Source organism: Streptomyces sp. SID1328 (genome assembly GCF_009865595.1).
GTDB lineage: Bacteria > Actinomycetota > Actinomycetes > Streptomycetales > Streptomycetaceae > Streptomyces > Streptomyces griseoluteus.
This window is the reverse complement of sequence record NZ_WWKH01000201.1, coordinates 1-10,730: the sequence shown is the minus strand read 5'-3', so window position 1 is coordinate 10,730 and position 10,730 is coordinate 1. Positions and strand designations below refer to the sequence as shown.

The window sequence follows — 10,730 nt, the reverse complement described above, 5'->3', positions numbered from 1 at the left end:
CGGCCACGCGGGCCTGGATCGCGGCACGCCGTGCGGCCTCGGGGTCCGTGTCGGCGACGGCCGCCGTCCCGGCCGTACGCGGTACGACACTCCCGCCGGGCTGCCGCTGGTCGGGCAGCGGGTGGTCCTCCGGGCCGTCCTGGGCCGGGACCGGGTCGTACCCGCAGAGCGCTTCCTCCGCCGCGCCGACCGCGAGGCCGGTCAGCATGACCCGGCCGTCGTCGCAGACCAGGACCGTGCGGGCGGTGATGTTGCGGTGGGTCCAGCCGTGGGCGTGCAGCACGCGCAGCGCCATCACCACGTCGGCCGCGACCTCGGCCGCCCGGTAGGGCGACAGCGGCTGCTCGGCGAGGAGCGCGGACAGGGGGCGCGCGGACACCGCCTCGCTGACGATCCACAGCGAACCGCCCTCGGCGAACACGTCGAAGACCTGGTCCAGCCGTGGATGGTCCGGTATCCGGGCCGCCGCCTGCGCGGCCTCCACGGCGCGCCGCACGGCGGGGTCCCCGGGCGTACGGGTGGCGCTGCGGCCCGCCGGCGCGCGACGGCCGCGCTCACGCGCCGTGAACCCCTCGGGCAGTCCCTCGGCGTCGATCACCTCGGCCTCGACGACCTCCGGCAACGGCACCTGACGGACCAGCACCTCCTGTCCGCTGTAGGTGTCGAAGGCGTACGTCTCGGTGAGTTCGTACTCGTCGGAGGGCGGCAGCGGCAGTCGGTAGCGGTCGGCGAGCACCCGCCCCGCGTAGTCGTCCATGTCTGCCACCCCCTGCCGTTCCGGTCGCCCGCGATCGTTCACCGCCCGTCACGCGTCACACCCGGCTGCGTACGGTTCTCAACCATTCACGATACGTGCCGGAGGCAACCCGCACCGAGGGGATGACCGATTCCAGGCTCCCAACCCGAACTCGTTCAGGTCACGACTTGGGCTCGAAGGACGTCGTGAGCGTCTTCCAGGTGTCCTCGCGCAGCGCGCCGTCCCAGTCGGAGCTCTTCGCGGTGTACATCAGCGCGTGCCCGAGGTGGTCGTTGACCTTGAACCCCCGGTCGATGGAACGGTACTTGGTGCCGCCGTCCACATAGGTGAACTCCCAGTCGGCCGTGGTCCAGCCCCGGTAGTCCACCTTCGCTATCCGGATGCGGTCGTACTGGGAGCGCACCATGTAGCGCTCCTGGTTCTCCCAGTCCTTCACCGGGTCGCTCTTGGGCGTGCTGGTCCAGGCGACGAGCAGCTTCTGTCCGCCGGGGCCCGTGTAGCGGTCGCCGGCGGCGCTCGTCGAGCCGTACTTCCAGCCCTTGGGCAGGCCGATCGAGTAGCCCTGGGAGCTCTTGCGGGTCGTCACGACGGGCGCGCTGCCCGATCCCTTCTTCCCCGAGGACCCGGAGGAGTCGTCGTCCGAATCGCCGCTGCCGCCCTTGCCCTTGCCGTCGGAGTCGTCGGCGGTGCTCGAGTCGCTTGGCCCGCCGGAGCGGGAGCCGTCGGTCGCGGGCGCGGAGCCCGAACCGTCGGGACCGGTCGCGCCGGAGCCGCCCTTGTCCGGGTCCCGCTTGGTGGAGGAACTGGCGCTGGGCACGCCCTGGGCGCCGGTGCCCTTGTCGTCGCCACCGCCGAGGGTGAGGGCGAGGACGGTGCCGACCACCACCAGGGCCAGCGCGATCACCGCCGCGACGACGATCAGCGTGCGCCGGGGCACCACGTCGGTGAGCGACGCCTTGGGCGCCGGCCTCGGCGGGAGGTCCATGTCGGGCCGGGGCATCACGGGCCAGCTCGAACTTGGCTTGTTCGCGCTGGAGTTCGGTGTGTCGGACGCCCCGCGTCCACCGGCCCCGGTCGTCGCGCCGGACTCGCTCTTCGACCGGGCGGCAGCCGCGGCCGACGCGGCACCGGCGGCCTTGCGCACCGAGCGCAGCGCGCCGCGCACCTTGTCCCCGGACTCCTCCCGCTTCGTCTCGGGGGAGTCGGGCTGCGCCGGGATCGGCACGACCCGCGTGGCGTGCAGCGGCTCGGCGTCACCGGCGTTGATGACCTTGTTGAGCATGGCCCGCGCGCCGGCGTCGTCGAGCCGCCGCTCGGGCTCCTTGGTGAGCAGGCCCTTGATGACGTCGCCCAGCGGGCCCGCGTTCTTGGGCTCCTCCGGGCTCTCGGTCATCACGGCGGTCAGGGTGGCGATGGCCGACCCCTTGTCGTACGGCGGCACGCCCTCGACCGCCGCGTACAGCAGGCCGCCCAGCGACCACAGGTCGGCGGCGGGACCCGGCTTGTGGCCGCGGGCCCGCTCCGGGGAGATGTAGGAGGGGGCACCGACGAGCATGCCGGTGGAGGTGATGGACGGGTCGCCCTCGACCTGGGCGATACCGAAGTCGGTGAGCACGACCCGGCCGTCCTCGGCGATCAGCACGTTGGACGGCTTCACGTCGCGGTGCAGGATGCCCTCGCGGTGCGCGGACCGCAGCACGTCCAGCACGGCGAGCCCGACCTCGGCGGCCCGACGCGGCGTCAGCACGCCGTCCTCACGGATGACCTCGGCCAGGGACTTGCCCTCGACCAGCTCCATGACGATCCACGGACGGTCGTCCTCGTCGACCACGTCGAAGACCGTCACCGCGCTGTTGTTCCGGATACGGGCGATCGCCTTGGCCTCGCGCAGCGTGCGCGTGATCAGACGCCGCTTCTCCTCCTCGTCGATGTTCGACGGGAACCGCAGCTCCTTGACCGCCACCGTCCGGCCCAGGGTCTCGTCCTCGGCACGCCAGACCGTGCCCATGCCGCCCCGGCCCAGCACGTCCCCCAGCCGGTACCGCCCGGCGAGAAGACGACGCTCGTTCTTGCCCTGACGAGTCTCCTGACGGGATGACCCCGCCCGCTCCGCCTCCGACATGCGTCCCCTCATGCAACCCGCCCTGACAGAGCCTTCATTGTCCCTCACCCGGCAACCGGCCGACGCCCAGGGGCCCCCTCCGGGCGCACCTCGTCCGCCGTGTCGGCGGGCCTTCCGAACCAGATGTTCCAGTTGCCGGGATGATGTCCCCGGCGCGGAAGGGGCCAGGGATGCAGACCCTTCGGACAGTCCTGTCCATACCGGTTCTCGTGGCTCTGCTGCTCACCCCCACGGCTCCTGGCGCGTCCTGCGGCGCCCAGTTCTCGGACACTGCGCTTGTGTTGCTGGTCAGCGAGGGTGAAACCCCCGCCGCGGCCCTGCCGGCGCACCACCTTCGTGGCGATCCTCGTGCTGCAACTCGCCGTGGAACACCGGCTGTCCGACACCGTCGAACAGAGCCTCCCCGGACTCCTGCCCCGGCTCCGCGCCGGGACACGGCACTCCGGCGAGGAATCCGGCCCCACCCCGCGCACCCTGCCCACCCGCACCAGCGGCATCACCGACCGCGCCGACCCCGCCGACGCGACGGCGGAGCCCCGGCTCTAACGGGCGTTGGGCGCCGTCGAGTTGTGCCCCCGCACCCCCTTGAACGAGCGGGCCGGGAACGGATATCCCGCCCCCGGCCACTCGTTCGAGTGAAGCTCCGGCCGCCCTACAGCGGCACGATGTCCGGCGCGCCCAGCCGGGCCGCGTCCGCCGTGAGGTCGTCGGGCTGGCGCTGGGACTCGCGCTCGGCCTCGACCCGCTTCTCGTAGTGCTCGACCTCGCGGGCGATCTGGTCCTCGTCCCATCCGAGCACCGGTGCCATCAGCTCGGCGGCCTCACGGGCGCTGCGGGTGCCCCGGTCGAAGGTCTCGATGGAGATGCGGGTGCGGCGGGTGAGGACGTCGTCCAGGTGCCGGGCGCCCTCGTGGGAGGCCGCGTAGACGATCTCGGCACGCAGATAGTCGTCCGCGTGCCGCAGAGGCCGGCCGAGGGTGGGGTCGGCGGCTATCAGGTCGAGGAGCTGGTCGGCCGTCGAGCCGTACCGGTTCAGCAGGTGCTCGACGCGGGCCACGTGCAGGCCGCTGCGCTCGGCTATGCGCTCGCGGGCGTTCCACATCGCCGGGTATCCCTCGGCGCCGAGCAGCGGGATCTCCTCGGTGACGGAGTCGGCCACCCTGCGGTCCAGGCCGTGCACCGCCGCGTCGACGGCGTCCTTGGCCATCACCCGGTACGTCGTGTACTTGCCGCCCGCGACGACCACCAGGCCCGGCACCGGGTGCGCCACGGTGTGTTCGCGGGACAGCTTGCTGGTGGCCTCGGACTCACCGGCCAGCAGGGGCCGCAGGCCCGCGTAGACACCCTCGACGTCGTCACGGGTGAGCGGTACCGCGAGGACCGAGTTGACGTGCTCCAGCAGGTAGTCGATGTCGGCGCTGGACGCGGCCGGGTGGGCCTTGTCGAGATCCCACTCGGTGTCGGTGGTGCCGACGATCCAGTGCCGGCCCCAGGGGATGACGAAGAGGACGGACTTCTCGGTGCGCAGGATCAGGCCGGTGCTGGAGTGGATGCGGTCCCTGGGCACGACCAGGTGGATGCCCTTGGACGCCTTGACGTGGAACTGGCCGCGCTCCCCCACCAGGCCCTGGGTGTCGTCGGTCCACACCCCGGTGGCGTTGACCACCTGGCGGGCGCGGATCTCGTACTCCCCGCCGCCCTCCACGTCCTCCACCCGGACCCCGACGACCCGCTCGCCCTCGCGCAGGAAGCCGGTGACACGGGCGCGGTTGGCGACCTTGGCGCCGTAGGACGCGGCGGTGCGGACCAGGATGGCGACGAAGCGGGCGTCGTCCACCTCGGCGTCGTAGTACTGGAGGGCACCGACCAGGGCGTCCTTGCGCAGACAGGGGGCGACGCGCAGGGCGCGGCTGCGGCTGAGGTGACGGTGCGTGGGCAGGCCCCGGCCGTGGCCCCTTGCCATGGACATCGCGTCGTACAGCGCGACACCCGCGCCCGCGTACAGGCGCTCCCAGCCGCGGTGCTGGAGGGGGTAGAGGAACGGGACCGGTTTGACCAGGTGCGGGGCGAGGCGCTCCAGGAGGAGGCCGCGCTCCTTCAGTGCCTCGCGCACGAGGGGGAAGTCGAGCATCTCCAGATAGCGCAGGCCGCCGTGTATCAGTTTGCTGGACCGGCTGGAGGTGCCGGACGCCCAGTCCCGCGCCTCAACCAGGCCGGTGGACAGGCCACGGGTGGCCGCGTCCAGCGCGGTGCCCGCGCCCACGATGCCGCCGCCGACCACCAGCACATCCAGTTCGCGCTCGGCCATCTCCGCCAGTGCCTCGGCGCGCTGCGCCGGGTCTAGGGTCGCTGTCCTCACCGCTGCCTCCCGCTCTCGCAAACCCCCTGATGGGCCGCGCCCGGTGCGGCGCCGCCCCTTCGTCCCCTCCTCATGCCCAGAACCTCATGCTCAAAAGTGTGGCGGGCTCGGCCGGGTTCGGCCACCACGGGCCCTCAGCCTGTGGACAACCCGCGCGTATCCCCCCGAAGACACACGAACACAATCACACATAACGGTCATATTTGTACCTAGTCTGACTGTGCGCTCGCTCAGGCGGTCCACCGGGCTTGCGCACCATTCCCACTTCGGCTATCGGGAAGGACGGCCCACGCCATGCCCGCAGATCTCGCCGTCATCGGACTCGGTCCCTACGGCCTGCCGCTGGCCCAGGCCGCCGTCGCCGCAGGCATCCCCACCATCGGATACGCCACCGGCCCCGAAGCGGGGTCGCTCAGCGCCGCCGAACTCCGCCGGATGCGCTCCACCGGCTTCAGACTCAGCACCGACCCCGCCCAGCTCGGCCGGGTCCGCACCGCCCTCATCTGCGCGCCCACCCCGCGCGGCGCCGACGGCGAACTCGACCTCGGGCAGGTCGAGGGGGCCGCCCGCACGCTGGCCGAGCGGCTGCGCCCGCACACCACGGTCATCCTGGAGTCGCCCGTCCTGCCCGGCACCACCGAGGACCTGCTGCGGCCGATCCTGGAGCGCGGCTCCGGACTGCGCGCCGGGCGCGACTTCCACCTCGCCTACTCCCCCAGCCGGACCGACCCGGGCAGCCGCGACCACACCCCGGCCCCCAGGGTCATCGGCGGCCTCACCCCGGCCTGCACCGAGTCGGCCGCCGCGTTCTACGGCCGGCTCACCGACAAGGTGGTCCGGGCGCGGGGGCTGCGCGAGGCGGAGGCGGTACTGCTGCTGGAGACCAACTTCCGGCATGTCAACATCGCGCTCGTCAACGAGATGGCCGTCGTCTGCCACGAGCTGGGCGTCGACCTGTGGGACGTGATCCGCTGCGCGGAGACCAAGCCGTTCGGCTTCCAGGCGTTCCGGCCGGGGCCCGGCGTCGGCGGCCACGGCGTGCCCCAGGACCTCACCGGCCACGCCAGCCGGGGGCTGCGCATGGTGGAGCTGGCCCAGCAGGTCAACGAACGCATGCCGCACTACGTCGTCCAGCGGGCCGCCGCCCTCCTCAACGAGCACGGCAAGTCCGCCCGAGGGGCCCGCGTGCTCCTCCTCGGCGTCACCTACAAGGCCGACCTCGCCGACCAGCAGGGCGCCCCCGCCCACGAGATCGCCGTCCGCCTGATGGAACTCGGCGCCTCCGTCAGCTACCACGACCCCCACATCCCCGCCTGGCACGTCCTGGACCGCCCGGTCCCCCGCGCCGACTCCCTCTACGAAGCCGCGGCCGCCGCCGACCTCACCCTCCTCCTCCAGCCCCACCGCACCTACGACCTCCAGGGCCTCTCCGTAAAGGCCCAGCTCCTCCTGGACACCCGAGGAGCCACCCCTACGGGCGCGGCGCACCGGTTGTGAGAGGAGGCGCGCGGGAGCAATGCGCCTGAGAGCGGTGGCACCGGACCACCCCCCTCGCTACGGCGGTTGCCCCCGCGCGCACGAAAGGGCCCGGTCGAAGTGACCGGGCCCTTTCCGCGTAACGAAACGTCAGCGGCGGTGCTGGCTGTCCGCCACCGTGACCTCGACGCGCTGGAATTCCTTCAGCTCGCTGTAGCCCGTGGTGGCCATGGCGCGGCGGAGGGCGCCGAAGAAGTTCATCGAGCCGTCGGGGGTGCGGGAGGGGCCGGTGAGGACCTCCTCCAGGGTGCCCACGGTGCCGAGGTCGACCTTCTGGCCGCGCGGCAGCTCCTCGTTGACCGCCTCCATGCCCCAGTGGTGGCCCTTGCCGGGCGCGTCGGTGGCACGGGCCAGCGGGGAGCCCATCATCACCGCGTCGGCGCCGCAGGCGATCGCCTTGGGCAGGTCGCCGGACCAGCCGACCCCGCCGTCCGCGATCACGTGCACGTACCGGCCGCCGGACTCGTCCATGTAGTCGCGGCGGGCGGCGGCCACGTCGGCGACCGCGGTCGCCATCGGGACCTGGATGCCGAGCACATTGCGCGTGGTGTGCGCGGCACCGCCGCCGAAGCCGACCAGCACACCCGCCGCGCCGGTGCGCATCAGGTGCAGGGCGGCGGTGTACGTGGCGCAGCCGCCGACGATCACCGGCACGTCCAGCTCGTAGATGAACTGCTTCAGGTTCAGCGGCTCGTGCGAGGAGGACACGTGCTCCGCCGACACCGTGGTGCCGCGGATGACGAAGATGTCCACGCCCGCGTCGACGACCGCCTTGGAGAACTCGGCGGTGCGCTGCGGGGAGAGCGCGGCGGCCGTGACCACACCGGCGTCCCGCACCTCCTTGATGCGCTGCCCGATGAGCTCCTCCTTGACCGGAGCCGCGTAGATCTCCTGGAGACGGCGGGTGGCCGCCTCGGCCGGCAGCTCCCCGATCTCGTCCAGCAGCGGCTGCGGGTCCTCGTGCCGGGTCCACAGACCCTCGAGGTTGAGGACGCCGAGGCCGCCCATCTCACCGATGCGGATCGCGGTGGCCGGGGAGACGACCGAGTCCATGGGAGCGGCCAGGAACGGCAGCTCGAAGCGGTAGGCGTCGATCTGCCAGGCGATCGAGACCTCCTTCGGGTCCCGCGTACGGCGGCTGGGGACGACGGCGATGTCGTCGAAGGCGTACGCCCGGCGGCCGCGCTTGCCGCGCCCGATCTCGATCTCAGTCACGTCATGCCTTTCCCTGATGCTTACAGCGTCTTCCAGTATCCCCGACCGGGCCGTCGATGGCCGTCCCCGGAGAAGCGGAGGGCGGTCCCGGATGCTCCGGGACCGCCCTCGTCACGACCGGCACGCGTGCGCGTGCGTCACTTCTTGCTGCTGTAGTTCGGCGCCTCGACCGTCATCTGGATGTCGTGCGGGTGGCTCTCCTTGAGACCCGCCGAGGTGATCCGAACGAACCGGCCGTTGTCCTGCAGCTCCGGGACGGTACGGCCGCCGACGTAGAACATCGACTGGCGCAGACCGCCGACGAGCTGGTGCACCACGGAGGACAGCGGGCCGCGGTAGGGCACCTGGCCCTCGATGCCCTCGGGGATCAGCGCCTCGTCGGAGGCGACGCCCTCCTGGAAGTACCGGTCCTTGGAGAACGACTTGCGCTCGCCGCGCGTCTGCATCGCGCCCAGCGAGCCCATGCCCCGGTACGACTTGAACTGCTTGCCGTTGATGAACAGCAGCTCGCCCGGCGACTCCTCGCAGCCCGCGAGCAGCGAGCCGAGCATCACCGTGTCGGCGCCCGCGACCAGGGCCTTGGCGATGTCGCCGGAGTACTGCAGGCCACCGTCACCGATGACCGGGACCCCGGCCTCCTTGGCGGCGAGCGCGGCCTCGTAGATCGCGGTGACCTGCGGGACACCGACGCCCGCGACCACACGCGTGGTGCAGATCGAGCCGGGGCCCACGCCGACCTTGATGCCGTCCGCGCCCGCGTCCACCAGCGCCTGGGCGCCGTCACGGGTGGCGATGTTGCCGCCGATGACGTCGACGCCGGAGGAGTTGGACTTGATCTTGGCGATCATGTCGCCGACCAGCCGGGAGTGACCGTGCGCGGTGTCGACGACGATGAAGTCGGCGCCCGCCTCGATCAGCGCCTGGGCGCGCTCGAAGGAGTCACCGGCCACGCCGACCGCCGCGCCGACCAGCAGGCGGCCCTCGGAGTCCTTGGCCGCGTTCGGGTACTGCTCGGCCTTGACGAAGTCCTTGACCGTGATCAGACCCTTGAGCACACCGCGGTCGTCGACCAGCGGCAGCTTCTCGATCTTGTGCTTGCGCAGCAGCTCCATGGCCTCCGGGCCGGAGATGCCGACCTTGCCGGTGACCAGCGGCATCGGCGTCATGACCTCGTGGACACGCCGGGTGCGGTCGGTCTCGAAGGCCATGTCGCGGTTGGTGACGATGCCGAGCAGCTTCTTGTCGTTGTCCGTCACCGGCACACCGCTGATCCGGAACCGGGCGCACAGCGCGTCGGCCTCGCCGAGCGTGGCCTCCGGGTGGATGGTGATCGGGTCGGTGACCATGCCCGACTCGGACCGCTTCACCAGGTCGACCTGGTTGGCCTGGTCCTCGATGGACAGGTTGCGGTGCAGCACGCCCACGCCGCCCTGACGGGCCATGGCGATCGCCATGCGGGCCTCGGTCACCTTGTCCATGGCCGCGGACAGCAGCGGGATGTTGACCCGCACGTTCCGGGAGACGTACGAGGCGGTGTCGATGTCGTCGGGCGCCATGTCCGACGCGCCCGGCAGCAGCAGCACGTCGTCGTAGGTCAGCCCGAGCGTCTGGAATTTACCGGGCACTCCGTCGACGTTGGCAGTCATGACACCTTCCCCAAATGGCCTTGATCGGTGCGGATGTCCATGCTAACGGGAAGCGTCGTGAGCAAATTCCACACTACGGGGGCGCTTCAGGCTTCGTATATTCGTACGAATTCGGTACGTGGCCTCGTGGGCTACTGCTCGGCCAGGGCGCGCAGGCGGCTCAGCGCGCGATGCTGGGCCACGCGGACCGCTCCTGGTGACATTCCCAACATCTGCCCTGTCTCCTCCGCGGTCAAGCCCACGGCGATCCGGAGCAGCAGCAGTTCGCGCTGGTTCTCCGGGAGGTTGGCCAGCAGCTTCTTCGCCCAGGCGGCGTCGGAGCTGAGCAGGGCGCGCTCCTCCGGGCCCAGGGAGTCGTCGGGGCGCTCCGGCATCTCGTCCGAGGGGACGGCGGTGGAGCCGGGGTGGCGCATCGCGGCGCGCTGGAGGTCGGCCACCTTGTGGGAGGCGATGGCGAAGACGAACGCCTCGAAGGGGCGGCCGGTGTCGCGGTAGCGCGGCAGGGCGAGCAGCACCGCCACGCAGACCTCCTGCGCGAGGTCCTCCACGAAGTGGCGGGCGTCGCCGGGCAGCCGGGACAGGCGGGTGCGGCAGTAGCGCAGCGCGAGGGGGTGGACGTGTGCGAGCAGGTCGTGCGTGGCCTGCTCGTCCCCGTCGACGGCACGGTGCACCAGGGGGCCGATAGGCCCGGGGGCCGTGCCCGCCTCGTCGTCGCGCATCGGTCCATGGTGCCCTGCGGCCGACCGGTCCGTGGCATCGCGTTCGTGGTTGTGCACCGAAGCGTTATGAGCAGGTGCGCCGGCACTCATCTCCTGCGCCCTCCCCTTCCGCTCGTTTTCCGCTCGCTCGACTCGTCCCCGAGAGACTCCACACCTCAAGGATGCGGCATCCCCACCGAAACAAGCAGCACGCGATCCCTCGCGGGGCGCCCACGGGTTTGATTCCGCCACGCCCGCCGCCGGCGGGGTGGGTACGGGGGTGCCGGTGAGCAGCGGTGTCACCGGTGAAGCGGCCCAGCTCCGACGGGCGGGTACCGGCGTCGGCCGACGGCGGGTCCACCGGGCCGCGCGGACTAGGAGCACCGGCGGCGCCCGG

The 10,730-nt window shown here is 71.8% G+C and carries 8 protein-coding genes; 2 read left to right on the top strand and 6 right to left on the bottom strand.

Annotation, left to right across the window (positions count from 1 at the left end):
• Window positions 1-757: protein kinase (locus GT030_RS05965; RefSeq protein WP_161200174.1), on the bottom strand; the 757-nt coding region annotated here is incomplete at its 3' end.
• 160 nt (window positions 758-917) lie between these two features.
• Complete coding sequence (locus tag GT030_RS05960; RefSeq protein WP_202459733.1) at window positions 918-2,879, bottom strand: serine/threonine-protein kinase; 1,962 nt, start codon at window positions 2,877-2,879, stop codon at window positions 918-920.
• Between the two features lie 336 nt (window positions 2,880-3,215).
• Between GT030_RS05960 and GT030_RS35455 the strand changes: the two genes are divergently transcribed.
• Window positions 3,216-3,425 carry a hypothetical protein gene (locus GT030_RS35455; protein ID WP_202459732.1) on the top strand — a complete coding sequence of 70 codons (210 nt, stop codon included), beginning with the start codon at window positions 3,216-3,218 and terminating at the stop codon, window positions 3,423-3,425.
• A gap of 106 nt (window positions 3,426-3,531) precedes the next feature.
• Here the strand turns inward: GT030_RS35455 and GT030_RS05955 are convergent, their stop codons facing one another.
• Window positions 3,532-5,238: a glycerol-3-phosphate dehydrogenase/oxidase gene (locus GT030_RS05955; RefSeq protein WP_161200173.1), complete on the bottom strand. Its 1,707-nt coding sequence runs from the start codon at window positions 5,236-5,238 to the stop codon at window positions 3,532-3,534.
• A gap of 294 nt (window positions 5,239-5,532) precedes the next feature.
• Between GT030_RS05955 and GT030_RS05950 the strand changes: the two genes are divergently transcribed.
• Window positions 5,533-6,735: a nucleotide sugar dehydrogenase gene (locus GT030_RS05950; RefSeq protein ID WP_161200172.1), complete on the top strand. Its 1,203-nt coding sequence runs from the start codon at window positions 5,533-5,535 to the stop codon at window positions 6,733-6,735.
• A 129-nt stretch (window positions 6,736-6,864) separates the two neighbouring features.
• On the opposite strand, the gene GT030_RS05945 is transcribed toward GT030_RS05950, so the two are convergent.
• From GT030_RS05945 to GT030_RS05935, 3 genes are all read right to left on the bottom strand, one after another.
• Entirely contained in the window at window positions 6,865-7,989 is a 1,125-nt protein-coding gene (locus GT030_RS05945; RefSeq protein WP_161200171.1) for a GuaB3 family IMP dehydrogenase-related protein, read from the bottom strand.
• 137 nt (window positions 7,990-8,126) lie between these two features.
• Entirely contained in the window at window positions 8,127-9,635 is a 1,509-nt protein-coding gene (gene guaB, locus GT030_RS05940) for an IMP dehydrogenase (protein WP_161200170.1), read from the bottom strand.
• 131 nt (window positions 9,636-9,766) lie between these two features.
• On the bottom strand, window positions 9,767-10,354 hold the full coding sequence (locus GT030_RS05935) for a sigma-70 family RNA polymerase sigma factor (RefSeq protein WP_030811807.1): 588 nt from the start codon (window positions 10,352-10,354) through the stop codon (window positions 9,767-9,769).
• Window positions 10,355-10,730 lie beyond the last annotated feature (376 nt).